Origin of the sequence: Streptomyces sp. NBC_01481 (assembly GCF_026339995.1) — a bacterium.
In the GTDB taxonomy this organism is placed as follows: Bacteria; Actinomycetota; Actinomycetes; order Streptomycetales; family Streptomycetaceae; genus Streptomyces.
The window spans coordinates 786,993-810,529 of record NZ_JAPEPT010000003.1 but is presented as its reverse complement, the minus strand read 5'-3'; the positions used below and the strand labels follow the sequence as shown (position 1 = coordinate 810,529).

Annotated in this window: 23 protein-coding genes; 6 read left to right on the top strand and 17 right to left on the bottom strand. The window is 69.3% G+C overall.

The features are described from left to right. Nucleotides 1-41: 41 nt before the first annotated feature. The 9 genes from hpnD to OOK40_RS20155 all read right to left on the bottom strand — a co-directional run bounded on the left by hpnD (nt 42) and on the right by OOK40_RS20155 (nt 9,485). Nucleotides 42-980 (bottom strand): presqualene diphosphate synthase HpnD, encoded by a 939-nt coding sequence (hpnD, locus tag OOK40_RS20195; protein WP_266483568.1) that lies wholly within the window; start codon nt 978-980, stop codon nt 42-44. An 8-nt stretch (nt 981-988) separates the two neighbouring features. Then, the gene (gene hpnC / locus OOK40_RS20190) at nt 989-1,909 is read right to left on the bottom strand and encodes a squalene synthase HpnC (protein ID WP_266483565.1); all 921 of its coding nucleotides are present in this window, start codon (nt 1,907-1,909) and stop codon (nt 989-991) included. A 438-nt stretch (nt 1,910-2,347) separates the two neighbouring features. After that, entirely contained in the window at nt 2,348-3,154 is an 807-nt protein-coding gene (locus tag OOK40_RS20185; RefSeq protein ID WP_266483563.1) for an ABC transporter ATP-binding protein, read from the bottom strand. Next, the gene (locus OOK40_RS20180) at nt 3,141-4,070 is read right to left on the bottom strand and encodes an ABC transporter permease (protein ID WP_266483561.1); all 930 of its coding nucleotides are present in this window, start codon (nt 4,068-4,070) and stop codon (nt 3,141-3,143) included. The genes OOK40_RS20185 and OOK40_RS20180 overlap by 14 nt, the downstream gene beginning before the upstream one ends. Nucleotides 4,071-4,168: 98 nt before the next feature. Then, on the bottom strand, nt 4,169-5,041 hold the full coding sequence (locus OOK40_RS20175; RefSeq protein WP_266484474.1) for a glycosyltransferase family 2 protein: 873 nt from the start codon (nt 5,039-5,041) through the stop codon (nt 4,169-4,171). Between the two features lie 41 nt (nt 5,042-5,082). Further along, nucleotides 5,083-5,862 (bottom strand): CDP-alcohol phosphatidyltransferase family protein, encoded by a 780-nt coding sequence (locus tag OOK40_RS20170; RefSeq protein WP_266483559.1) that lies wholly within the window; start codon nt 5,860-5,862, stop codon nt 5,083-5,085. Next, on the bottom strand, nt 5,840-6,901 hold the full coding sequence (locus OOK40_RS20165) for an iron-containing alcohol dehydrogenase family protein (protein ID WP_266483556.1): 1,062 nt from the start codon (nt 6,899-6,901) through the stop codon (nt 5,840-5,842). Before OOK40_RS20165 ends, OOK40_RS20170 begins: the two co-directional genes overlap by 23 nt. Continuing rightward, entirely contained in the window at nt 6,889-7,626 is a 738-nt protein-coding gene (locus OOK40_RS20160; protein ID WP_266483553.1) for a phosphocholine cytidylyltransferase family protein, read from the bottom strand. Before OOK40_RS20160 ends, OOK40_RS20165 begins: the two co-directional genes overlap by 13 nt. Next, entirely contained in the window at nt 7,623-9,485 is a 1,863-nt protein-coding gene (locus OOK40_RS20155; RefSeq protein ID WP_266484471.1) for a DUF5941 domain-containing protein, read from the bottom strand. The genes OOK40_RS20160 and OOK40_RS20155 overlap by 4 nt, the downstream gene beginning before the upstream one ends. A gap of 240 nt (nt 9,486-9,725) precedes the next feature. On the opposite strand from OOK40_RS20155, the gene galE reads away from it, so the two are divergent. The 3 genes from galE (at nt 9,726) to idi (ending at nt 12,727) form a co-directional block, all read left to right on the top strand. Continuing rightward, complete coding sequence (galE, locus tag OOK40_RS20150; protein ID WP_266483549.1) at nt 9,726-10,709, top strand: UDP-glucose 4-epimerase GalE; 984 nt, start codon at nt 9,726-9,728, stop codon at nt 10,707-10,709. A gap of 154 nt (nt 10,710-10,863) precedes the next feature. After that, complete coding sequence (locus OOK40_RS20145; RefSeq protein WP_266483547.1) at nt 10,864-11,805, top strand: cation diffusion facilitator family transporter; 942 nt, start codon at nt 10,864-10,866, stop codon at nt 11,803-11,805. A gap of 328 nt (nt 11,806-12,133) precedes the next feature. Next, complete coding sequence (idi, locus tag OOK40_RS20140) at nt 12,134-12,727, top strand: isopentenyl-diphosphate Delta-isomerase (RefSeq protein WP_266483545.1); 594 nt, start codon at nt 12,134-12,136, stop codon at nt 12,725-12,727. 59 nt (nt 12,728-12,786) lie between these two features. Here idi and OOK40_RS20135 read toward each other — a convergent pair whose 3' ends face one another. Next, nucleotides 12,787-13,254, bottom strand: a complete 468-nt coding sequence (locus tag OOK40_RS20135) for an ATP-binding protein (protein WP_266483542.1) — start codon at nt 13,252-13,254, stop codon at nt 12,787-12,789. Between the two features lie 207 nt (nt 13,255-13,461). Between OOK40_RS20135 and OOK40_RS20130 the strand changes: the two genes are divergently transcribed. The 3 genes from OOK40_RS20130 (at nt 13,462) to OOK40_RS20120 (ending at nt 17,653) form a co-directional block, all read left to right on the top strand. Then, nucleotides 13,462-14,205, top strand: a complete 744-nt coding sequence (locus tag OOK40_RS20130; RefSeq protein WP_266483540.1) for an enoyl-CoA hydratase/isomerase family protein — start codon at nt 13,462-13,464, stop codon at nt 14,203-14,205. An 88-nt stretch (nt 14,206-14,293) separates the two neighbouring features. After that, nucleotides 14,294-15,157, top strand: a complete 864-nt coding sequence (locus tag OOK40_RS20125; RefSeq protein ID WP_266483535.1) for a hypothetical protein — start codon at nt 14,294-14,296, stop codon at nt 15,155-15,157. A 129-nt stretch (nt 15,158-15,286) separates the two neighbouring features. Further along, on the top strand, nt 15,287-17,653 hold the full coding sequence (locus OOK40_RS20120) for a Tex family protein (RefSeq protein WP_266483529.1): 2,367 nt from the start codon (nt 15,287-15,289) through the stop codon (nt 17,651-17,653). Nucleotides 17,654-17,745: 92 nt separating this feature from the next. Here the strand turns inward: OOK40_RS20120 and OOK40_RS20115 are convergent, their stop codons facing one another. The 7 genes from OOK40_RS20115 to OOK40_RS20080 form a co-directional block, all read right to left on the bottom strand. Continuing rightward, nucleotides 17,746-18,210, bottom strand: a complete 465-nt coding sequence (locus OOK40_RS20115) for a peptidoglycan-binding domain-containing protein (protein WP_266483526.1) — start codon at nt 18,208-18,210, stop codon at nt 17,746-17,748. Nucleotides 18,211-18,520: 310 nt separating this feature from the next. Then, a complete protein-coding gene (locus OOK40_RS20110) occupies nt 18,521-20,158 on the bottom strand; it encodes an ABC-F family ATP-binding cassette domain-containing protein (RefSeq protein WP_266483523.1) in 1,638 nt (545 codons plus the stop codon). A 351-nt stretch (nt 20,159-20,509) separates the two neighbouring features. Further along, on the bottom strand, nt 20,510-20,767 hold the full coding sequence (locus tag OOK40_RS20105; protein WP_266483519.1) for a hypothetical protein: 258 nt from the start codon (nt 20,765-20,767) through the stop codon (nt 20,510-20,512). A gap of 302 nt (nt 20,768-21,069) precedes the next feature. Next, nucleotides 21,070-21,915, bottom strand: a complete 846-nt coding sequence (locus OOK40_RS20095) for a helix-turn-helix transcriptional regulator (protein ID WP_266483512.1) — start codon at nt 21,913-21,915, stop codon at nt 21,070-21,072. Between the two features lie 25 nt (nt 21,916-21,940). Further along, nucleotides 21,941-22,450 carry a DUF6879 family protein gene (locus tag OOK40_RS20090; RefSeq protein ID WP_266483509.1) on the bottom strand — a complete coding sequence of 170 codons (510 nt, stop codon included), beginning with the start codon at nt 22,448-22,450 and terminating at the stop codon, nt 21,941-21,943. Further along, entirely contained in the window at nt 22,428-22,655 is a 228-nt protein-coding gene (locus OOK40_RS20085) for a hypothetical protein (RefSeq protein WP_266483507.1), read from the bottom strand. Before OOK40_RS20085 ends, OOK40_RS20090 begins: the two co-directional genes overlap by 23 nt. A gap of 647 nt (nt 22,656-23,302) precedes the next feature. Beyond that, entirely contained in the window at nt 23,303-23,443 is a 141-nt protein-coding gene (locus tag OOK40_RS20080; protein WP_266483503.1) for an alpha/beta fold hydrolase, read from the bottom strand. Between the last annotated feature and the right edge of the window lie 94 nt (nt 23,444-23,537).

Sequence of the window (23,537 nt, the reverse complement as noted above, 5' to 3'; positions counted from 1 at the left end):
CGCGTCGGAGCGGACGGTTGCCCGCCGGTTGTACGCCCGCATCAGACACGCCCCCTCAGGGTCTGCCGCGTGATGTGGCGGGCGTCGAGTCCGGACAGTCCGCGCACGGCGACGTACGCCTTCTCGCGCCCCGGCAGCGAGACGCGGCCGCGCAGTACCGCCTCGGGGTCGCGTTCGATGCGGTCAAGCAGGCGACGATAGATCCCGGCCATCGCGGCGACACAGGCCCCACTGCGCCGGTCGAGCATGGGCAGCAGGCGGTAGCCCTCGGCGAACAGGGTGCGGGCGCGCCGCACTTCGAAGTGCACCAGGCCCGCGAAGTCGGAGCCGGGCGGCGGTGTCGCGGTGTGGAAGCCCGCGGAGCAGCCGAACTTGGCGAGGTCGTCGGCGGGCAGATAGGTGCGCCCGTTGGCCGCGTCCTCGCGAACGTCCCTGAGGATGTTGGTGAGTTGAAGCGCGAGCCCCAGCGTGTCGGCGTACTCGGCGGCGCGCTCGACGCCGCGCGCGCCGGGCTGAGTGCCGAACACGCCGAGCGAGAGCCGCCCGATCGCGCCCGCGACACACCGGCAGTAGACCTTGAGGTCGTCCCACGTCTCGTAGGTCTCGCCGCGTACGTCCATCAGCACGCCGTCGATGAGCTCGTCGAGGCCCGCGAGCGGGAGCGGGAAGCGGCGTGCCGCGTCCGCGAGGGCGACCGCGACCGGGTCGGTGTCGTCCTCCTGGACCGTGCCCCGGCGGATCCGCTCCAGCACGTCCCGCGTGCTCTCCAGCCGGTTCCGCTTGGCATCGGGAGCGAGCTCGCCGTCGCCGATGTCGTCGACGCGCCGCGAGAACGCGTACAGCGCCGACATGGCCTGTCGCTTGTCGGTGGGCAGCAGCCTGATGCCGTAGGCGAAGTTCCGCGCCTGCCGGCCGGTGACGGCCTCGCAGTAGCTGTACGCGGCCTGCACCGGCGCCGACGCCTGCGTCGATCCCTCCATCGTCCGGCTCACCCCTCTCTACGCGCTCTTCGCAAGACTGCTCCCACCTCACGCAGCAGATTGGCCTTGGTCGCCTTGGGCGGTCCGGCCAGGACGTCGTGTCCGGCGGCAGCGATCGCGGTGAGGGCGGCGCGCCCTCCGGCCACGAACCCGGCGAGCAGCAGCCGCAGCCTGCCGTGGACGCTGCCCACCAGTGGCGTGCCTTCATCCAGAAGTCGCCGGGCGCGATCCGCTTCGTATGCGATCAGCGCGCGCACCGGCACGCCCGCGTTCGGTGCGGCGAGATCGTCCTCCGTGACATGGAACCGCTGCATGTCCTCGGCGGGCAGATAGATCCGGTCGCGTCCGAGGTCCTCGCCCACGTCCTGGAGGTGCTCGACGATCTGGAGCCCGGTGCAGATCGAATCGGAGAGCCGGACGCGCTCGGGGCTGGCGGTGCCGGTGATCTGCAGGACGAGCCGGCCGACGGGGTTGGCGGACAGCTCGCAGTACGCGGCGAGCTCGTCGTACGTCTTGTAGCGCCCCACCAGCTGGTCCTGGCGGTTGGCCTCGATCAGCCGGAGGAAGGGCTCCGGGGTGAGCGAGCGGCGGCGTACGACCGGCCGCAGGGCGCTCAGCAGCGGGTGGTGCGGGTCGGCGTCGGCTCCGGCGAAAACGCGGCGCAGGTCCGTCTCGAAGGCGTCCAGCATCACCAGCCGGTCATCGGCCTTCGCCGGATCGACGCCGAGGTGGCGGGCGTCAGCGCCGCCGGGTGCGAGGTCGCCGTCGCCGATGTCGTCGACAAGGCGGGCGTAGCCGTAAACCGCCATCAGGTCATCGCGCCAGGCGCGCGGCAGGAAGAAGGGGGCCACGGGAAAGTTCTCGTCCGCGGCCTTGTCGAGTGTGGCGCGCGCGGAAGCCTCGGCGCGCGCCTGCCGGGTGCCCGTCATTCGGAACTGCCCGGTGCGGGGACGGCGAAAGCCTCGCGGAGCTGGAGATTTTCCGTCATAGCCGTCACATCTCCCGTTCTACACTGCCGATCCAACCCATCCTATTTCGGACACGCCGCCGGTCCTCCCGACTCAGCGGAGACCGCCCGGCGGACGGCGCGCCACAGGTCTGGTCCGGCCGTATCGCCCCGATTGGCGCGATTCAGCACCGGTACAGCTTACGTTGTACAACGCGCGGTGATACGTCCGGGTGTTGCGCGCATTACAAGAACACTCCAATCCTTGCCAACCTTCCCCGGCGGCTCGGGAATTGACCTTGGCTTGACGATCCTTGCCCACCTGTCGGCGCGCAGCGCGGTCCGTGTCTCCCTAGGGACGCAGAAGACCCCCGCCGGGATGCGCCGACGGGGATCTTTTCGCGCGATCTTCGTGGTCCGGCTACTTGCCGGTCTCCTTCTCGTACGCCCGCAGGACCTCGTCGGTCGGGCCGTCCATCAGGAGCTCGCCGCGCTCCAGCCACAGGACACGGTCGCAGGTGTCCCTGATCGTCTTGGCGCCATGGCTGACCAGGAAGACCGTGCCCGCCTCCTTACGGAGCTCGCGAATGCGCTCCTCGGAGCGGATCTGGAACTTGCGGTCACCCGTCGCCAGGGCCTCGTCGATCATGAGGACGTCGTGGTTCTTGGCGGCGGCGATGGAGAAGCGGAGCCTGGCACCCATGCCGGAGGAGTAGGTGCGCATGGGCAGGGTGATGAAGTCGCCCTTCTCGTTGATGCCCGAGAACTCGACGATGCCCTCATAACGGTCGCGGATCTCCTCGCGCGACATGCCCATCGCCAGGCCGCCGAGAATGACGTTCCGCTCGCCGGTGAGATCGCCCATGAGCGCGGCGTTGACGCCGAGCAGGGAGGGCTGGCCGTCGGTGTACACCCTGCCGCTCTCGGTCGGCAGCAGGCCGGCGATGGCACGCAGGAGAGTCGACTTGCCGGAGCCGTTGGTTCCGATCAGTCCGATCGCCTCGCCGCGGTACGCGGTGAAGGAGACACCGCGCACGGCATGGACCTTGCGGATACCGCGGGTCTGGCTCTTGTCCCGGCGGAGTATCCGGCTCAGGGCCGCGGTGGCACTGCCCTTGCCGCCACTGCCTCCGTGCACTCGGTACACGATGTGCACGTCGTCGGCGATGACAGTGGGGATGCGCTCCTGCGCGATGTCCTGCGCTGTGATGTCCTCAGCCACGGCCATATCGCTCCTCCGCCTTCCAGAAGTACACAAACCCGGCGACGCCGAAGAGAACGGCCCACAGGACGCCTGCGAGCCAGACGTGCGAGGGCAGATTGGACGCGCCGTATCCGTCGATCAGCGCGAAGCGGATCAGGTCCATGTAGATGGCCGCCGGGTTGTAGCTGAGCACATCGCCGATCCAGGCGGGCTTGTCCGCAAGCATCACCTTGATGGAGAACATGACGCCCGAGGCGTACATCCAGGTACGCATGATGAACGGCATCAGCTGGGCCAGGTCGGGTGTCTTGCTGCCCAGCCTGGCCATCATCAGGGCGATCCCGATGTTGAAGACGAACTGCATGGCCAGCGCGGGCAGGATCAGCAGCCAGCTGAGCGACGGGTAGCTGCCGAAGGCCGCCGCGATGACGAAGAGCACGATCATCGAGAACATCAGCTGCTGCAGCTGCTGCAGCGCGAAGGAGATCGGCAGTGCCGCCCGCGGGAAGTGCAGTGCCCGTACCAGCCCGAGATTGCCCGAGATGGCGCGGACACCGGCCATCACGGAGGTCTGGGTGAAGGTGAAGACGAAGACGCCCGTCACCAGGAAGGGGATGAAGACCGTCTTGTCCATCCCGCGGCCCGAGTCCAGGATGAGGCCGAAGATCACGTAGTACACGGCCGCGTTCAGCAGGGGGGTCGCCACCTGCCAGAGCTGGCCGAGCTTGGCCTGGCTGTACTGGGCGGTCAGCTTCGCCGAGGAGAACGCCAGGATGAAGTGGCGCCTGCCCCAGAGCTGCCGGATGTATTCGACGAGACCCGGTCGGGCACCGCTCACCGACAGGCCGTACTTGTCGGCAAGCTGCGCCGCTGTCAGGCCTTCGTCGGCGGATGGCGGGGCGCTCGTCACGATCGCACCGTCATGGGTTGTGTCACTCACAAGTTGAAACTTTCGTGTTCAAGATGCGCAGCCGGTCGGGCGCAGGCTCAGACGTCCAGGTCCCGGGAGTACGCCCGATGCTCTCAGGACCGAGCATGTCAGATGACAGGAGGGCGGCCCAGACGGGTCAGGCGCCACACCGTACGCCACCTGATGGGCCGACGGGGACCACAAGGAGTTTGCCAGCCTTCCTTGAATCCGCCGAACCAGGCCTTCAAAGCGGGCAGCGAGGGCCGCCGCAGCAGGGTGAGCAGCACCCAGACTCCGAGGTAGACGGGGACCAGGGGCGCGGGGAGGTTGCGGCGGGCCAGCCAGACCCGGTTGCGGGCCACCATGCGGTGGTAGACCGCGTGCCGGGACGGCGGCATCGTCGGATGGAACAGCACCATGTCCGAGCGGTAGTCGATCGCCCAGCCCGCGTCCAGCGCCCGCCAGGCCAGGTCCGTCTCCTCATGGGCGTAGAAGAACTCGTCCGGCAGCGAGCCGACCTCGGCGAGGACCTCCGTACGCACGGCGTTGGCTCCGCCGAGAAACGTTGTCACTCGCGAGGAGCGCATCGGGTCGGAGGCGCGCAGCCGCGGGACGTGGCGGCGCTGGGTGAGCCCGGTCTCCGGGTCGGCGATACGGAAGCTGACGATGCCAAGCTCCGGATCGGCCTCGAAGGCCTTGCGCACCAGCTCGCCGGTGTCGCTGTTGGGGAGCAGACCGTCGTCGTCCAGGAAGAGCAGCGCGTCGACGTCGGAACCGGAGGGGCCGAAGGCCTCGATGCCGACATTACGGCCGCCCGGAATGCCCAGGTTGTCGGGCAGGTCCACGGTCCGTACGCCCTCGGGGACATCGATCACCGGGGCGCCGTTGCCGACCACGACCACCTCGATCGGGTCGCCGTCCTGCTTGGCGACCGAATCGAGGAGCGCGCGCAGATCGTCGGGGCGGTTGCCCATCGTGATGATGACCGCGCCGAGCTTCATCGGCCTCGGGGGTTCGGAGGTCGTCCCCCGGGAGGACACAGTCATTTGAGCCTGCTCGAAGCCAGGATGGACACCAGGTGCAGCAGCGTCTGGAGCAGCGCGATGCCGGCAAGCACGGCGACGCCGAGGCGCGTGAAGAACAGGTCGCCCTGGATCGCGTCGAGGACGGCGAGCACCAGGATGAGCAGGGACGCCTCGATGCCGAGGACGAGCCGGTGGAACTTCAGCGCGGCGGCGGCCCGGCGGGCCAGTGCCATGCCGGACGAGCGCGGCTCGGCCGCCGCCTCCTTGACCGGCGGCAGCCCGCCCTGATGGCGGGCGACCCCGACGAGGTCTGTCTCGGCCTTGATCAGGATCGCGCCGAGCGCGGCGAGGGTGCCGAGGAAGGCCCACAGCCAGTCGATCGGCCCGGGGCCCCACAGGTCGGCGGCGCGCAGGCCGAAGCCGACCAGGACCGCCGCGTCGCACAGGTAGGCACCGACGCGGTCCAGGTACACGCCGGAGAGCGAGAACTGCTTCTTCCAGCGGGCGACCTCGCCGTCGACGCAGTCAAGCAGCAGATAGAGCTGGACCGCCACGACGCCGAGGACGGCGCCCCAGATGCCCGGCACGAGCAGGGCCGGGGCCGCGAGGACGCCGCAGATGGTCATCAGGTACGTCAGCTGGTTCGGCGTGACGTCGGTGGTGACCAGACGGCGGGTGATGCGCAGGGAGATCTCGCGCATGTACAGGCGGCCGCCCCAGTGCTCGCCGCTTCGCCGGTCCTTCACTCCCGCCGGGTGAACGACCGGACGGAGTTCAGCTACTGATGGTCTTGGCATAGTCGGCGTACGCGTCCCTGATCTGATCGGTGGTGAGGTCAAGGTGCTCGAGGATGGTGAAGCGGCCCGGACGGGTCTGCGGTGCGTACTCCACGGCCTTGACGAACTCGTCCGTGGAGAACCCGATTTCCTCGGGCAGCACCGGCAGGCCGTGTCTGCGCAGCACCTCGGCGAAGAGTGCGGACTGCTCGTGCGCACCACGCAGGTGCATCGCGAAGGCGGCTCCGATGCCGACCTGCTCGCCGTGGCTCGCGGCCCGCTTGGGGTAGAGCAGATCGAAGGCGTGGCTGATCTCGTGGCAGGCGCCGGACGCGGGCCGGGTGTCCCCGCTGATCGAGATCGCGATGCCGGTCAGCACCAGCGACTCGGCGAGCACGGTGAGGAAATCGTCGTCGCCGACACCTCCGGGGTGGCGCAGTACGGCTTCGCCGGCGGTACGGGCCATCGCGGCGGCGAGGCCGTCCACCGGTTCCTGGTTGACCTGGTGGGACAGCTCCCAGTCCGCGATCGACGAGAGGTTGGAGATGGCCTCGCCGATGCCGGAGCGTACGAAACGGACCGGGGCGTCGCGGATGACGTCGAGGTCGATGACGATCGCGATCGGACCGGGGACACCGTAGGAGCCGCGGCCGTTGTCGTTGTCCAGCGTCGCGACCGGGGAGCACAGGCCGTCGTGCGAGAGGTTCGTCGCGACGGAAACCATGGGCAGGCCGACTCGCGCCGCGGCGTACTTCGCCACGTCGATGATCTTGCCGCCGCCGAGGCCGACCACGGCGTCGTACCGCTTGCCCTTGATGTGGTCGGCGAGTTTGACCGCGGAGTCGATGTTTCCGTCGGCGATCTCGTACCAGGCGGCACCGGGGAGTACTGGCGCAAGTCGCTCACGCAGCGCCTGGCCGGAGCCTCCGCTGATGGCGATCGCCAGCTTTCCGGAACCGGAGATTCGCTGGTCGGCCAGGAGGCCGGCCAGATCGTCCAGGGCACCGGCACTGATGTCGACGACGACGGGCGACGGGATCAGGCGGGTCAGTACAGGCACGCGATCTCACGGCCCTTCGCGAGGTCGTCGTGGTTGTCGATCTCGACCCACTTGACGTCGCCGATGGGGGCCACGTCCACGGTGAAGCCGCGGTTCACGAGCTCCTGGTAGCCGTCCTCGTAGTAGAGGTCGGGGTCGCGCTCGAAGGTGGTCTTCAGCGCGTCGGCGAGCTCGTCGGCGGCCTCGGGCTCGATGAGGGTGACGCCGATGTACTCGCCGGTGGCGGTGGCCGGGTCCATCAGCTTGGTGATGCGCCGCACACCCTTGTCGCCCTCGGTGATGACCTTCATCTCCTCGTCGGCGAGGTGCTTCACCGTGTCGAGCGCGAGGATGATCTTCTGGCCGTTGCCCCGGGCGTCGAGCAGAGTGCGCTCGACGGAGACGGGGTGGACGGTGTCGCCGTTGGCGAGGATTACGCCCTGCTTGAGGACGTCACGCGCGCACCACAGGGAGTAGGCGTTGTTCCACTCCTCGGCCTTGTCGTTGTCGACGAGGATGAGCTTCAGGCCGTACTTCGCCTCCAGCGCCGCCTTGCGCTCGTAGACGGCCTCCTTGCGGTAGCCGACCACGATGGCGGCCTCGGTGAGGCCGATCTCGGCGAAGTTCCCCAGGGTGAGGTCGAGGACGGTGGTGTCGCCGTCGACGGGCACGAGGGCCTTCGGAAGCGTGTCGGTGTAGGGGCGAAGACGCCTTCCGGCACCGGCTGCCAGTACGAGGCCGATCATGCGGGTTCTCCTTCGTCATGTACGGCGGGTGCTCCGGAGGACACCCAGAAGCGGATGCTCTCCGCGAGCACCACGAGTGCGACGGCCACAGCGAGGACCGTCAGCGCGATCGTGAAGTGTTCGTTGGTGACCAGGGCGGCGAGCACCGCGACTGCCAGGGTCCGCCCCTCGTGCCCGCCGATGACCCGCACCAGCCAGTTCGGGGGCGCGCCCGTACCGCCGCGGATGCGGTACACCGTGTCGTAGTGATGGTAGGCGACAGCCGCCACCAGGCCGAAGGCCGCGGGCAAGGCTCCGTTCACCTCGGCGCGGGCGGCGAGCGCCAGGACGGTGCAGTACTCGGCGGCCCGGAACACCGGCGGGACGAGCCAGTCGAGGGCGCCCTTGAGGGGGCGGGCGACGGCGATGCCCGAGGTGATGACATACGCCACAGCGGCGACGGCCGGCCAGGGCGAGCCGTAGTCGGTGAACGCGGCGGTGGCCACCACGGCGGCACCGCCCGCCAGGGCGATCAGGAACGGAGCGAACGCGGGGAGGCTCGGCGCGCGCTTGGTGAAGCCGCCCGCGACCGCTTCGGCGAGCGGGCCGGAGTCGGTCAGGTCGGCGAGCGCCTGAGCTGCGCGGTCGGTCCTCTTCCAGAGCTTCGCCTGGGAGGTGCCCCCAGCCTTACGGGTCAGCGAGCGCAGGACACGGCCGGCGGTGGTGTAGGAGGCGGCGAACGCGCAGCCGATGAGCAGTGCGTAGAAGACGATCCGGGGCGTGGTCACGGCGGTCAGCACAGCGATCATCGCCCAGCGCTCGCCGATGGGCAGGACGATCATCCTGCGCACCCAGACGGTCCAGCCGACGCTGTCGAGCTTGTCGGAGAGCGCGGCGGTGGGGCTCGTGTTGGACACGGCGTCGTGGTTCGCCTCGTTGAAGGAGAAGTCCACGACATGGCGACAGGTCTGCAGCACCATCGCGCCGAGCGCCAGCGCCCATACGTCGTCACCGCCGCGGGCCGCGCCGAGGGCGAGGCCCGCGTAGTACGCGTACTCCTTGGCGCGGTCGAAGGTCGCGTCCAGCCAGGCGCCCATCGTGGAGTACTGCAGCGAGTACCGGGCGAGCTGCCCGTCGGTGCAGTCCAGGACGAAGGAGAAGAGCAGCAGCACGCCGGCCGCGATGTAGCCGCCGCGGGTTCCGGTGGCCGCCGCACCGGCCGCGATCAGCGCGGTCAGCAGCGAGGCGGTGGTGACCTGGTTGGGGGTCAGTCCCCGGCGTGCGCACCAGCGGGCGAGATAGCGGGAGTACGGGCTGATGCAGAACGTGGTGAAGAAGCCGTCGCGGGCCTTCACGGCCGAGCGCAGCCGTACGTCCTCGTCGTCGACCGCGGTGACGGCCTGCCGTGCCTCGTTACGGGCCTGGGGGTCACCGGGCACGGTCGCGACGAGCGATCCCAGCTCGGGCCGGTGCACGGCGGTGCCTTCGGCATCCAGCGCGTCGGCGAGCACGTCGGGCAGCACCACGGCCCGCACCGCCGACAGGGTGTCGCTGTCATCGGCCGCGCCGGAGGGCGTGCCGGTGCCCGCGGCCGACAGTGCCCTGGTCAGCGCGGTGCGCGCCTCGGGCTGCGCGGTCAGCGCGCCGGGCACCGCGGCCGCCGGGAAGCGTGGGTCCGTGAGCGCCAGCCGCAGCGAGTGGACGTGCCCGACGAAGCGGGGGTCGACGACGGCGACGCGGTCGGCGCCCGGGACGGCGGCGATCAGCGCCGCGGTGTCCTCGGCGCCGGAGGCGATCCGTACGTCAAAACCCAGCGACCGCAGATCGCCCTCGAGCGACGATCCGGGTACCGGCGGACCGGTGAGGATGGCGGTCGACAGACGAACTCACTCCTTGGAGCTGAGGGTGCGGATGCGCGGCGGCTCGGCCCGTATACGGTCGGCGGCTCGTCGGCAGAGGCTATCGGATGTGCGGAAGCGGGAGTTCACTGGCCGTTCACGGCCCGCTCGCCATGGACATGACTTGCTGGGTCCCGCCGAGATCATCATCGTCGATGGGAGGCCCGCTCAACAAACCGCGGGCCCGGCATGATCCGCAGGACACCCCCTAAGGTTGCGGTCATGACTTGGCTGATCACAGGTGGAGCGGGGTACATAGGAGCGCACGTCGCGCGGGCCATGACGGCGGCGGGTGAGCGGGTCGTCGTCCTCGACGATGTCTCGTCCGGCGTCGCCGAGCGGCTGCCGCAGGAGATTCCGCTGGTGCGGGGGGCGGTCCTGGACCGCGAGCTGCTCGACCGCACGCTCGCCGAGCACGCCGTCACCGGCGTCGTACATCTCGCGGCGAAGAAGCAGGTCGGACAGTCCGTCGAGCAGCCACTGCTCTACTACCGGGAGAATGTGCACGGCCTGACGGTGCTGCTCGACGCGGTCGTCGAGGCCGGTGTGAAGCGGTTCCTGTTCTCGTCGTCGGCCGCCGTGTACGGGGTGCCCGAGGTGGAGCTGATCCCCGAGTCCTCTCCCTGCGAGCCGATCAATCCGTACGGCGAGACGAAGCTCGCGGGCGAGTGGCTGGTACGGGCGACCGGCAAGGCGCACTCCATCTCCACGGCCTGTCTTCGCTACTTCAATGTGGCCGGATCGGCACGGCCCGAACTTGCGGACACCGGGGTGTTCAACATCATCCCGATGTTCTTCGACCGGATCACGCGCGGCGAGGCTCCGCGGATCTTCGGCGCCGACTACGCGACGCCGGACGGCACCTGCATCCGGGACTACATCCATGTCGCGGATCTGGCCGACGCCCACCTCGCGGTGGCCCGCAGGCTCGCGGAGCAGAACGACGCGGGGGATCTCACGGTCAACATCGGCCGCGGCACCGGGGTCTCGGTGCGTGAGCTCGCCGATCTGGTGGCCGAGGTCACGGGTGACGAAGCGGAGCCGGTGATCGAGCCGCGCCGCCCCGGCGACGCCGCCAGGGCCGTCGCCTCGGTCGATCTGATCACCAAGGAGCTCGGCTGGACGGCCTCGCGCGGGGTTCGCGAGATGGTCGAGTCGGCCTGGGACGGCTGGTGCGTCCGGCACCCCGAGGCACGGGCCAACTGATCTTGTGAGTGCCTGACCTGCGGGTCGTCCTGTAGGTCGTTTCCGCAGGTCAGGCGATATGACAACGGTGTTCAGTGCCGTGTTGCCCGATACCCCCCACCCGTAGTTCACTGAGGTCTCGGCAGTCACTTCCGAGGACCAGGAGGCGTCTTTCATGGGGGCTGGGCACGACCACGGGCATTCGCACGGCGGACCGCCGCCGACCGGCACCGCGGCATCGGCCTACAAGGGACGTCTGCGCATCGCCCTGTCGATCACGCTGGGCGTGATGGTCCTGGAGATCGTCGGCGGCATCCTGTCCGACTCGCTCGCGCTGATCGCCGATGCCGCGCACATGGCGACGGACGGAGTCGGGCTCGCCATGGCTCTGTTGGCGATCCACTTCGCCAACCGGCCTGCGGAAGGGAACCGCACCTTCGGCTTCGCGCGGGCCGAGATCCTGGCCGCGCTCGCCAACTGTCTGCTGCTGCTCGGCGTGGGCGGCTATCTGGTCGTCGAGGCGGTGCAGCGCTTCATCACCCCGGCCGACACCAGGGGCGGACTGACGATCGCGTTCGCCATGGTCGGTCTGGTTGCCAACATGGTCTCGCTCGCCCTGCTCGTACGGGGCCGACAGGAGAGCCTGAACGTCCGCGGGGCGTACCTGGAAGTCCTCGCGGACGCGCTCGGGTCCTTCACCGTGCTGGTCTCGGCGGGCATCATCCTCGCGACCGGCTGGCAGCAGGCCGACCCCATCGCGTCCCTGGTCATCGGCCTGATGATCGTGCCGCGCACCTTGAAGCTGCTGCGCGAGACGCTCAACGTGCTGCTGGAGGCGGCCCCCAAGGGCGTGGACATGGGTGAGGTGCGCGCGCACATACTCGCCCTGCCCGGGGTCGAGGACGTACACGATCTGCACGCCTGGACGATCACTTCGGGGATGCCGGTGCTCTCGGCGCACGTGGTGGCGCACCAGGACGTCCTGGACACGGTCGGGCACGAGAAGATGCTGCACGATCTGCAGGGGTGCATCGGGGACCACTTCGATGTGGAGCACTGCACCTTCCAGCTCGAGCCGGTCGGCCATGCCGAGCACGAGGCCGGGCTCTGTCACTGAGGGGTTTGCGGGGCCGGTTCTGATCCATCCGGTCTACTGCCCGGGGGTTCGACTTCGAGCGGGCTCCGCACCGTGGGATCAAGCCGGTTTCCGAGGTGCCCGACGAGGCCATGATGGCCCTTGTGTTCAACGACTCCGGGGGGCGTGCCGCGGGACACGGCCGAGCGCCCCGGAGCCTTCGGCATGTGACGAACAACGTCGCCGCGCGCCGCGTCCCGGCGCGATGGAGACGGACATGCCCGGACTGCCGAAGTGCGGACAAGCCGCTTTTGTACGGCAGACTGGGCAGGCCACCCAGGGCCGCCGAGGACCGATGCGAAGGATGGTCATGCCGACCTCACCAGCCACCGCGACGAACAGTTCGTCGAAGGGAACCACCCAAGCGATCCTGCTCGAACTGGTCGACGAGCACGGCAACACCATCGGCACCGCGGAGAAGCTCGCCGCCCATCAGGCGCCCGGGCTGCTGCACCGGGCGTTCTCCGTCTTCCTCTTCGACGAGCACGGGCGACTGCTGCTGCAGCGCCGCGCGCTGGGCAAGTACCACTCCCCCGGTGTCTGGTCGAACACCTGCTGCGGTCACCCGTACCCGGGCGAGGCCCCGTTCGCGGCGGCCGCCCGGCGTACGCACGAAGAGCTGCGGATCTCGCCCTCGCTGCTCGCCGAGGCGGGCACGGTCCGCTACAACCACCCCGACCCCGACTCGGGCCTGGTGGAGCAGGAGTACAACCACCTCTTCGTGGGACTTGTGCAGACTCCGCCGCGGCCGGACCCGGACGAGGTCGGCGAGACGGCCTTCGTGACACCGAAGGAACTTCAGGCGCGGCATGCCGAGAGTCCGTTCTCGGCGTGGTTCATGACCGTGCTCGACGCGGCTCGCCCGGCGATCAGGGAGCTGACCGGTCCGTCCGGCGGCTGGTGACCGGCGGGCACGGCGACCTACGGGACGGGCCGGGCGACATACCGGCCCGGACAGGGCACCTAAAAGACCGAGGAGCCGCCCGGTCTGAGCGGCAGCGCGGCCCAGATGATCTTCCCGCCGCTCGCGGTGTGCTCGACGTCGCAGGATCCGCCGGCTTCCAGGGTGATCTCGCGTACGAGAAGCAGACCGCGGCCGCCGGTCTGGCCGTAGTCCGTCTCCAGCGCCTTGGGCCGGTAGGGATGGTTGTCCTCCACCGACACCCGGATCCACTCCGTTCCGATGGCGACCTCGACGGCGATCTCGGGCGAGAGCAGGGCGGCGTGCCGTACGGCATTGGTGACCAGCTCGGAGACGATCAGCAGAAGTCCTTGGACGAGGTCGTCCTGGGCAGGGACGCCTTGACGGTTCAGCAGGTCCCGCACGGCGTGCCGGGCCTGCGGTACGGACACGTCGACCGCTGGAGCGGTGAATCGCCAGACGCCCTCGTACGACAGGGGCCGGGCCGGGACGCTCCCGCGGCTCTCCATAGTCCGGCACCCACCCTCGGCTCGACTGCCACTGACCATCGAGTAATAAGTGTTGGTGTCCGTTGGTCCGGACCCGGCGGCTGAACACAAGTCAGCGTCTATCGACGCCTTTTGACCGAGTGCGTTTGGCGCAGTCAGCCGTGCGACCGTTCCTGATCTTCTTCTGGCTGATTGGTGGGCTCGGGGGCGGCGGATAGCATCCGGCGCATGGAGCCGCAGCTGGAACTCACCGTCGCGGACGGGGTCGCCACCGTCGTCATCAGCAATCCCGCCAAGCGCAACGCCATGACCGCGGGGATGTGGCGCGCGCTGCCCGGACTGCTCGCGGAGCTGGCCACGGACCCTTCGGTACGAGCGCTCGTACTGACCGGCGAGGGCCCGACCTTCTGCGCCGGCGCCGACATCTCCTCGCTGCGGGAGCCCGGCGAGGCACCCCAGACCCTCGCCGTACAGGCCGAGGAGGCGCTGGCCACGTTCCCCAAGCCGACGCTCGCCGCGGTGCGCGGCTACTGCGTGGGTGGCGGCTGCCAGCTCGCCGCGGCCTGCGATCTGCGGTTCGCGGAGGACGACGCGCTGTTCGGGGTGACCCCCGCGAAGCTCGGGATCGTCTATCCGGCCTCGACCACCCGGCGGCTGGTCTCGCTGGTGGGCCCGGCGACGGCCAAGTACCTGCTCTTCTCGGGCGAGTTGATCGATACGGAGCGGGCGCTGCGCACCGGACTGGTGGACGAGGTGCTGCCGAAGGGCGAACTGGGCAAGCGGGTAGCGGAGTTCACGCGGATCATCGCCTCACGCTCGCAGCTGACCCAGGCCGCGGCGAAGGAGTTCGCGACCGGCCGCACCGACCGGGACGCCCACTGGGAGGAGCAGGCACACGCCGGCGGCGACACCGCCGAGGGTGTCGCCGCCTTCCTGGAGCGCAGGGCGCCCCGTTTCACCTGGACTGTGTGACCTTCTCCTCCTGCGCCCGCGGCGTTACGTTTGTGCAGGCCGCACCCGGGGTTTCATGACGTACCGACCAGTCGGTAACATCTCTCGTATGAGCACTCTGCCCGCGCGCTCCGGCCGCCACTGTCACCACGCCCTCAATCCGATGCACTCGACGCTCTACTTCTCGCCGGACTTCGCGGCCGAGTACGCGCGGCTCGGCATCGAGGACGAGCGCGCCGCCTACTTCGCCGCGCGCGCGGCCGCGATGGGGGCCGTCGGCCCGGGCGCGGTCGCGGCCACCTTCTACAACTTCAATCACGAGCTGATCGCACAGCATCTGCCCGCCGTGTGGGACACCGCCTCGCCCGAGGCGGTGCTCGACGCCCGGCTGCGCATCGTCGACCGCACGCTGCGGCGGCTGCTCGGCGACGAGGTGATCGCCTCCAAGGAGCTGGCGGAGGCCGCCGAGCTGGCGCTGCGCGCCACCGAGGCCTGCACCCGGCACGCCCGGCCGCTGTATGCCGCGCACGCCGATCTGCCCGTGCCCGCCGAGCCCCATCTCGCGTACTGGCACGCCGCGACCCTCCTGCGCGAGCACCGCGGCGACGGCCATCTCGCCGCCCTGCTCTCGGCCGGGCTCGACCCCCTCGAAGCGATGGTGAGCCACACGGCGACCGGAAAGGGCGCGGCGCCGCGCTGGATCCTGGCCACGCGCGGCTGGCGGCGCACCGACTGGGAGGCCGCCCAGGACCGGCTGCGCGAGCGCGGACTGCTTGACGCCGAGGGCGAGTTGACCGAGGCGGGCGCAGAGCTGCGCGCCGGGCTCGAAGACCATACGGACCGCATCGACCAGGCTCCGTACGCGCATCTGGGCGCCGAGGGCGTCGAGCGGCTGACCGAGCTGGCGCGCGGCTTCCTGAGCCTCGCGGTGGCTGCCGGTGCCTTCCCCGCGGACCTCAGCAGCAAGGACTGACACCTGCGGGCGCGGCACGATGGCCGGATCGGGTCCGAGGCGGCGCGCGACACGGGCCCCGGCCACCCGGCACAATGCACTCTCAAGCACAGCCAGCACGACCAGCATGAGAAGGCGAGTCGGGGAACCGTGACGACGTCCGTCGAAGGCAGGATCGCCGAGGAGCTCGGCGTACGCGAGCGGCAGGTGAAGGCGGCCGTCGAGCTGCTCGACGGCGGGTCGACCGTGCCGTTCATCGCGCGCTACCGCAAGGAAGCGACCGAGATGCTCGACGATGCGCAGCTGCGCACGTTGGAGGAGCGGCTGCGCTATCTGCGGGAGCTGGAGGAGCGGCGGGCCGCGATTCTTCAGTCCGTAGGCGAGCAGGGCAAGCTCACCGGCGAGGTCGAGGCGCAGATCCGGGCGGCCGACACCAAGGCGCGCCTCGAGGACATCTATCTGCCCTTCAAGCCCAAGCGGCGCACCAAGGCGCAGATCGCGCGCGAGGCCGGTCTCGAACCGCTCGCCGAGGGGCTGCTCGCCGATCCGTCGGTGGAGCCGCTCGCGGCCGCCGCCGCCTTCGTCGACGCCGACAAGGGCGTCGCGGACGCCGCCGCGGCACTGGACGGCGCGCGGTCGATTCTGACGGAGCGATTCTCCGAGGACGCCGACCTGATCGGCGAACTGCGTGAGCGGATGTGGACGCGCGGCCGGCTGTCGGCGAAGGTGCGCGCGGGCAAGGAGGAGGCGGGCGCCAAGTTCGCCGACTACTTCGACTTCGCCGAGCCGTTCAAGGAACTGCCCTCGCACCGGGTGCTCGCCATGTTCCGGGGCGAGAAGGAAGAGGTCCTCGACCTGGTCCTGGAGCCCGAGGAGCCGTCCGAGCAGCCGGGTCCCTCCCTCTACGAGTCGATGATCGCCCGGCGCTTCCATGTGGCCGATCGCGGCCGTCCCGGCGACAAGTGGCTCGCCGACACGGTGCGCTGGGCGTGGCGGACCCGGATCCTGGTGCACCTGGGCATCGATCTGCGGCTGCGGCTGCGCACGGCCGCCGAGGACGAGGCGGTACGCGTCTTCGCCGCGAACCTGCGGGACCTGCTGCTGGCGGCCCCGGCGGGCACCCGGTCCACGCTCGGGCTGGACCCCGGCTTCCGTACGGGTGTGAAGGTCGCCGTCGTCGACGCGACGGGCAAGGTCGTCGCGACCGACACGATCTATCCTCATGTCCCCGCCAACAAGTGGGACGAATCGCTGGCGAAGCTGGCGCGGCTCGCCAAGGAGCACTCGGTCGATCTGATCGCGATCGGCAACGGCACGGCCTCCCGCGAGACGGACAAGCTCGCCGGTGAACTGTGCGCGAAACACCCGGAGTTGGGACTCACTAAGGTGATGGTCTCGGAGGCGGGCGCCTCGGTGTACTCCGCGTCCGCGTTCGCCTCGCAGGAGCTGCCCGGCCTCGATGTCTCGCTGCGCGGCGCCGTCTCCATCGCCCGCCGCCTCCAGGACCCGCTGGCCGAGCTCGTCAAGATCGACCCCAAGTCGATCGGCGTCGGCCAGTACCAGCACGACCTGTCCGAGGTGAAACTCTCCCGCTCGCTGGACGCGGTCGTAGAGGACTGTGTGAACGGCGTCGGAGTCGACGTCAACACCGCGTCCACGCCGCTGCTTTCACGGGTGTCGGGCATCGGCACCGGACTCGCCGAGAACATCGTGGCGCACCGCGATTCCAACGGCCCCTTCCGCTCCCGCAAGGCGCTGAAGGATGTGGCGAGGCTCGGCCCGAAGGCGTACGAGCAGTGCGCGGGCTTCCTTAGGATCCGCGGCGGCGACGACCCGCTGGACGCCTCCAGCGTGCACCCGGAGGCGTATCCGGTGGTGCGGCGCATGGTGAAGACGGCGGGCGAGGAGGTCGCCTCGCTGATCGGCAACGCGCCGGTGCTGCGCTCGCTGAAGCCGGCCGACTATGTGGACGAGACCTTCGGTCTGCCGACGGTGACCGACATTCTGCGGGAACTGGAGAAGCCGGGGCGCGACCCGCGGCCCGCGTTCAAGACGGCCACCTTCAAGGAGGGCGTGGAGAAGATCGGCGACCTGGCGTCCGGGATGATCCTGGAGGGCGTGGTCACCAATGTGGCCGCCTTCGGTGCCTTCGTGGACATCGGCGTCCACCAGGACGGCCTGGTGCATGTGTCGGCCATGTCGAAGACCTTCGTCAAGGACCCGCGGGACGTGGTGAAGCCGGGCGACGTGGTGCAGGTGAAGGTCCTGGACGTCGACATCCCGCGCAAGCGGATCTCGCTCACGCTGCGCCTCGATGACGAGGCCGCACCGAAGGAGGCCGGCGGCCCGAAGCAGCGGGAGCGCACTGAGCGCGGCGGCCGTCCGCCGCAGCAGCGCGGCCGGCAGGGCGGCCGCGGGGACCGCGGCGGCGATCGCCAGGCTCCGCCCCCGGCGAACAGCGCGATGGCGGACGCGCTGCGGCGCGCGGGTCTCACGGATCCCGACCGGCGTCGCTGACAACGCGTCAGGGCCCCGTCGCCTCCTCATAAGGGCCCGGACGGTCTGCCTACCGTCCGGGCCCTCATCTTGTTCGTCACGCAGAGACTCGCTCAGCACCAGCCGCTGCAGGCATTGGCGAAACGCTTGAACGCGGCCTGGGTCCCCGACCCGGCGATTCCGTCGATCGCGCCGGTGTAGCCCCAGCTGTCCTTCAGCAGGCGTTGCAACGCCTTCACGGTGCCGCTTCCGACGATTCCGTCGATCGCGCCGGTGTAGCCCCAGTGCGTCTTGAGGTTGCGCTGGAACGCCTTCCAGCTATTGGTGCCCAGCTGACCGTCGATCGCGCCGGTGTAGCCCCAGTTCGCCTTCAGCCAGCACTGGACGTACTTGGCTTGCGTAGTGCTCAGGCCGAGGTTGACCACCGCGAACGGGACGACAGCCTCGGAGCTCACCGCCGGCTGCGAGGCCGGCGCGGAGGCCGCGAAGCTCGCGCTCGCACCCGCCAGGCTCCCCGCGGCGATCCCGACTGCGGCAGTGACACTGACGAGTGTCCTCGCCAAAATACTCGGTCGCATTCATTTCCCCCTTCGGGTCGTAGGGCGGCACCTGACGCGGCCTCAGGCGCTCACAATCGTCGCGTCGATGCGCCCTCTCTTGGTCGCAGCGTGCAGAAATGACCATGGTCGTGGTAGACCCGCCCACTTCAGCGCGGTACGGGCAGAAGCTACCGCTTCAGCCGTATTCAGCTAAGTCCGTAGTGAGAACTGGCGAATAAAGGCTGCAGGCTGGCTTGTCCGCCTCACCGGCCGACACGATTCCGGACCACACCGCAGCCGTGAGCCGACGGTCCTCGGCATGCGCCGACGGCGCCGGGTTGACGAGACGTCAGCCTTCTGTGACCTTGCCGGCCGACACGTCGATACGCCGCGTGGTGCGGACCGAGTCGAGCATCCGGCGGTCGTGTGTGACCAGCAGCAGCGTGCCGGTGTACGAGTCGAGCGCGGACTCCAGCTGCTCGATCGCCACAAGATCGAGATGGTTGGTCGGCTCGTCGAGTACGAGGAGATTGACACCGCGGCCTTGGAGAAGCGCCAGTGCGGCGCGGGTGCGTTCACCCGGCGAGAGCGTGGTCGCCGGGCGCAGTACGTGCTCGGCCTTGAGCCCGAACTTGGCCAGCAGGGTGCGCACTTCGGCCGGTTCGGTGTCGGGGACGGCGGCGCAGAACGCGTCGAGCAGGGTCTCGGTGCCGTAGAAGAGACCGCGGGCCTGGTCAACCTCGCCGACCACGACGCCCGAGCCGAGCGAGGCATGGCCCGCGTCCAGTTCGATGCGGCCCAGCAGGGCGGCGAGAAGCGTCGTCTTGCCCGCTCCGTTGGCTCCCGTGATGGCGACCCGATCGGCCCAGTCGATCTGGAGCGAGGCCGGGCCGAAGGTGAAGTCGCCACGGCGGACCTCGGCGTCGCGCAGGGTCGCGACGACGGAGCCGGAGCGCGGGGCGGATGCGATCTCCATCCGCAGCTCCCACTCCTTGCGGGGCTCGTCCACAGCGTCGAGCCGCTCGATCATGCGCTGCGTCTGGCGCGCCTTCGCCGCCTGCTTCTCGCTCGCCTCGCTGCGGAACTTACGGCCGAGCTTGTCGCTGTCGGTCGCCTTGCGGCGGGCGTTCTTGACGCCCTTGTCCATCCAGGACCGCTGCATCTGGGCGCGCCCTTCGAGCGCGGCCTTCTTGTCGGCGTACTCCTCGAAGTCCTCGCGGGCGTGGCGGCGGGCGGTCTCCCGCTCCTCCAGATACCCCGCGTATCCGCCGCCGTACAGGGTGATCTGCTGCTGTACGAGATCGAGTTCCAGGACCTTGGTGACGGTACGGGTCAGGAACTCTCGGTCATGGCTGACGACGACCGTCCCGGCGCGCAGTCCCTGCACGAAGGTCTCCAGACGGTCCAGGCCGTCCAGGTCGAGATCGTTCGTCGGCTCGTCGAGCAGAAAGACGTCGTAGCGCGACAGCAGCAGGGAGGCGAGGCCCGCGCGGGCAGCCTGGCCGCCGGAGAGCGCGGTCATCGGCAGGTCGAGCCCGACGGTCAGACCGAGGCTGTCGGCGACCTCCTCGGCGCGCTCGTCGAGGTCCGCGCCGCCGAGAGCGAGCCAGCGCTCCAGGCTGTCGGCGTACGCGTCGTCCGCGCCGGGCGCGCCGTCCACGAGCGCCTGGGTCGCCTCGTCCATCGCGCGCTGGGCGGCGTCGACGCCCGTCCGGCGAGCGAGGAAGTCCCGCACGCTCTCCCCGGGCCGCCGCTCGGGCTCCTGCGGGAGGTGCCCGACGGTGGCCGTGGGCGGCGACAGCCTCAGCTCGCCCTGCTCGGGCCGGTCGAGCCCGGCGAGCAGACGCAGCAGGGTCGACTTGCCGGCGCCGTTGACTCCGACGAGACCGATCACGTCGCCGGGCGCGACGACGAGGTCGAGCCCGGAGAAGAGCGAGCGGTCGCCGTGCCCGGCGGCGAGTTCTTTGGCGACGAGGGTTGCGGTCATCAGGGGGCTGATCCTAGCGGCGGGGGGTGGGGGTGGTTGTGGGGCGGTGGTGCGGCGGCTGCTGCACGGCGTCGGTCCCCGACCCGCTCCCTCCCGAACCGGGGGCAGGCCCCAGCGTGCCGGGGCGCTACTCGTCCCGCGTCACGCGGGCATGATCAGTCACGACTCGACGGAAGAGGTCATGGCCCGTGCGGCCGGTGTGGCGTAGACACCAGTCCTGAGCCGTTTCCTGCGCCTCTTGAGGGCCGGATGTCTCGCCGCAGCCGGACGTGACACAGAACGCTTGGTACATGACTCCGCCCTCGGGCTCGTGCCGGATCGTGTGGCGCACGTGGCGCAAAACGGCACGGCTCATCCGAGCGCCTCAGCGTGCCGGGCGGGGCCGCCCTCGGTGTCGTCGTCGGGCAAGGCCTCGGAAAGTGCGTTCAGCAGCTTCACCGCCGAGCCGAGCGGAAGCGCCCCGACTTCCACGTACGCGCGTCCCTTGCCGGTCACCAGGGCACGCACCTGCGCAGCCCCACCCTCGGGGATTCCGGCACGCATGAGGGCTGCACGCAACAGCGCCGCCGTGTGCTCCGCCTCAGCGCGTGAACCCTTGTACTGCGCCATGGGGATCATGAGCAGCGCCCTTCGTGCGGGTGGCTGCGAATCTCGACGTTACAGTCAGAGACCTTCGACCCGTTACCCACGGCGCGTGCATCCCTGCGTTCCCTGTCCAGTGCCTCGCACACATCGCAGCCAGGAACCGGGGGAGGATCGGCGTCGAGTCTCAGCGGTAGTTCAACAGGCGGACCGGGATACGTCGTTGGGTGAGTCATGGGGCCGTCCCCTCGCGGGCGTCGTCTTGATGGCGACAACGCTAGGAACGACGGAGAGCCAACCTCAACGAACATGCACGAACTTGCGCACGCTCACCCGAGAGAGTCGATAGCCGATGTGATCAGCGCGCGTGCAGCGGCACCGTAGACCGCCAAGTCGGCCAGATCAGCGAAGGTATGGGCGTACATGCCGACCTCGTGCGGCTGCGTGACCGTCAGGAATGCCGAGACCAACTCAACGTTGACCTGGGCGTCATCAAAGATCCAGAAATCTTCGACAGGCCACAGTGCAATGCGGTCCGCGCTGAGCGGGATCACGCCCAGACTCACGTTCGGCAGCGTGGCCAGAGACAGCAGGTGACCGAGTTGACCGGCCATGGTCGCGGCGCCGCCGATCCGGTGCCGTAGGGCGCTCTCCTCCAGGATCACAGCGAAGCGGCGGGGTCCTTCGTGCAAGATGCGCTGCTTGTCCACGCGGATTTGAACGGCTTCTTCCAGGTCGTCGGGCAGCGCGCGCCGGTCCCGAATCGCTCTGAGCAGTGCCTCGATGTATGCGCGTGTCTGCAGCGGACCGGGGATGAGCCATGACGAGTAGGCCCGGAAGTGCCGCGTTCGCTCCCACAGCGGGATAACCGACTCCTGCGCACGGCGCAGCCCGGACCGTTCCATGCGCCGCCACTCGACGTATGCGCCGTCGATGTTGCGCGCGGTCGCGATCAGGTCGACCGTCTGGTCTGCTGCGCCGCAGTGCAGCGTGTACGCGCGCAGGTCGTCGTCTGACGGTGGGGTCCGGCCGTTCTCGATACGGCTGCACTTGCTTTCATGCCAACCGGCCCGAGAGGCAAGCTCCCGAGCTGTCAGTCCGGAATCCTTCCGAATCTCACGCAGGCGCCTGCCGAGAGCCTCTCGGGCTTGCTGGACGCTGGACGATGAAGTCACGTTCGACTGTTCCAGGGGTGTGCTGTCAGACCGGCCGGTACTCCTCATGCGGGGTTGCGCGTTCCCAGACAGCACCGAACGCGGACGCGCAAAGCTCCACCACGGCAGGGTCAGTGACCAGCTCTTCGCCGGTCATCCTCCCGTCGCCTGCGAAGTGGTTGAACAGGACCGACGTGCCGTCGAACAGCCAGAAGTCGTTACCGGGCAGCGCCAAGTCGGAGGCTCTCCGGCGAGGTAGCCAACGCACGTCCTCACCGGCTTTGACGTTGTGCTTGCTGGTCAGCTCATACTCGTACCGCACGTATGGGGAGATCGGTTCGGAGACGATGCGAGCACGGTGCACGGCCACGCCACGGGCCACCGACGCGGCGACGAGATCGATCCACCAGTGCCAGCGCTCGGCAGGATCGAACCGGTCGCCGGAAGTCCAGTCCTGGTAGTCCTCATCGAGCCCGTAGGCGTCCCTCATCTCCAGGTGATACGCGCCGTGTTGAGCGGAGCGGAACAGATCCTCAAATGTCGGCTCCGTCGCCACCGCTCACCTCCGGGAAGAACTGCATCATGCGCCTCGGGAACTCGATCACGGTTTCATGATCCGGGACGTTCATCTGCGCCAGCCGCTCGGCGTCCGTAACGCGCCACCCTTGGAGGATGTAGTTCCCGGTCTCATCGTCCAAGTACACCGTCGGAGAACCGTTGTTGGGGCTCTCCGGGTCCTTGCCCAGCCGGTGCAACGTCATGGTGCCCTCCACAGCCTCCGGTGACGATCGACATGGCCGAGCTTGCATCGCAGGGCACGCTGCGCACCAGCAACTTGCACGAACTTCTACGTGATGTTCGAGTATGACGAAAGCCAGCCGCGCCCGCCGCTCTCATGAGGGTGACGAGCAAGGGGGCTCTGTGGTGGGGTCGCCGTTCAACACTCCGGACCGCCGAGCGGCGTCCTCCCGCACAAAGCCGCTCTGCAGATCGGTGACGGCGGATGGCCGCTCCAGGCTGGGAAGGTAACCGCCCAAGGCAGTTCACCATCGTCGGCGTTCGCGAGCAGATTCGGCAACTGGGCAGCGATCTGCCAGAAGGCCGCAGGTGATGCGCGCCCGACACGGCAAGGCAGGGAGCATGAATTGCCGCCAGATCAATCTCGGCCTCGACCCGCTCGAACTCCCCTGCGGCGGCCAGTTGCAGCTCAAAGGCGCGCCTCTGCATCTGGCGTACCGCCTCCCGGGCGGCCTCGCCGGCGTCCGGGCCCAGCCAGGTTCGACCATCAGTTCCACCGCTCTGGCGATGTCCCCCGCCTCGATCAGCACGTCCTCGCGCTCACCGAGCGCACCCAGTTCGCCGGAAGGCTCGTGCCCGGGAAGGGCGGAACAGAGCAGCGCCATGGCACTCACACGGTCCGGCCAACCGCGGCGATTTCCAAGGCGACCTGCCCGCCGTAAGAGGATCCCACCAGTGCCGCCTGCGCGATGCCAAGATCGTTCAGGAGTTCCAGCACATCCTCGGCATCGCTGTGAGGCCGGTCCGGCACAGGAGTTCCACCGAAGTCCCGGAAGTCGCAGCGCACCAACCGGTAACCGACGCCACCGCCTCCGCCACACGCGGTCGACGTCGTGGGCGGTGGC